The sequence below is a fragment of the Hydrogenophaga intermedia genome (assembly GCF_000723405.1).
Classification (GTDB): Bacteria; Pseudomonadota; Gammaproteobacteria; order Burkholderiales; family Burkholderiaceae_C; genus Hydrogenophaga; species Hydrogenophaga intermedia.
Window position 1 is genome coordinate 1 of sequence record NZ_CCAE010000116.1, and the last position, 1,327, is coordinate 1,327.

Annotated in this window: 1 protein-coding gene; it reads right to left on the minus strand. The window is 71.9% G+C overall.

What is annotated here, in order from left to right; all coding sequences use genetic code 11:
* Window positions 1-1,146: lyase family protein (locus tag BN948_RS25370; protein ID WP_051756424.1), on the minus strand; the 1,146-nt coding region annotated here is incomplete at its 3' end.
* Between the last annotated feature and the right edge of the window lie 181 nt (window positions 1,147-1,327).

Below are 1,327 nucleotides of genomic sequence, written 5' to 3' on the forward strand. Positions count from 1 at the left end.
TCTCGTTCGTTGATTGCCGAGGCACGAGATTCGCAGATTCACCGGCAAAACAAAAGATGGGTTCCCGGAACGCTTACTCTGGAACTGCCCCAGCGTGGCCCCCACGCCGATGGCCACGTCGTTGCCCATCACCTGCGCGCACACCATCACCAGCGATTCGCACTGCGTGGGGTTGACCTTGCCGGGCATGATCGAACTGCCGGGCTCGTTGGCCGGCAGCCGCCATTCGCCCAGGGCCGGGCTGGCCGCCCAGCGCAGGTCGTCGGCGATCTTGCACAAGGCCAGCGCCAGCACCCGCAGTGCCGCGTGCAACTGCAACAGCGCGTCGTGCGCGGCCTGGGCCGCGAAGGGGTTGTCGGCCCGGCGCAGCGACAGGCCCGTCACCTCGCTCAGGGCCTCGGCCATGCGCTGGCCGAAGTCGGCGTGCGAGTTGGCGCCACTGCCCACCGCCGTGCCGCCGATGGCCAGGCCCTGCACCGCCCGCAGCGCAGGCTCCAGGCCCGCCTCGGTCTGATCGAGCTGCGCCACCCAGGCCAGCAACTCGTCGGCCAGCGTGAGCGGCAGGGCCTGCTGCAGGTGGGTGCGGCCGGTCTTCGTCACATCGCGCACGCCTTCGGCCTTGGCGGCCAGGGTGTCGCGCAGGGCGCGCAGCGCGGGCCGCAGCGAACGCTCCACGCCCAGCAACGCCGCCACGTGAATGGCGGTGGGAATGGTGTCGTTGGACGACTGGCCCAGGTTGACCTCGTCGTTCGGGTGCACCTCGCGGCCCAGCAGCGCCGAGGCGCGGTGCGCCACCACCTCGTTCATGTTCATGTTGCTCTGCGTGCCCGAGCCGCTCTGCCACAGCGACAGCGGAAAGGCCTCGGGCCAGCGGCCGTCCACCACCTCGGCGGCGGCCTGGGCGATGGCGTCCGCCACGGGCCGCTCCAGCGTGCCCAGCGCAGCGTTCACGCGCGCCGCGCAGCGCTTGATCAGGGCCAGCGCGTGCAGCAGCTCGCGCGGCATCTTCTCGGTGGAGATGGCGAAGTGGCCGATGGCGCGCTGGGTCTGCGCGCCCCAGAGCGCGCCGGCGGGGATGGTGATCTCGCCCCAGGCGTCGTGTTCGGTGCGTGCGGCGGGTGCGGGTGCGGGTGCGGGTGTGGCCATGTCGGTCTCCGGTGAGGCAGCGGCACCGGCAAGCGCGGTGCCCGATCCTTGTAGCGCATCGCTCGCGCGCCCACCACCTCCCCCTGGCGAGGCCAGGGGTGTTTCTCCCGCGACTTGACGTTCGTCAAGCGCCGGCCCGGGCCCGCGTGCTGCAATGCCCGACATGGCCGACCCGCCCGCC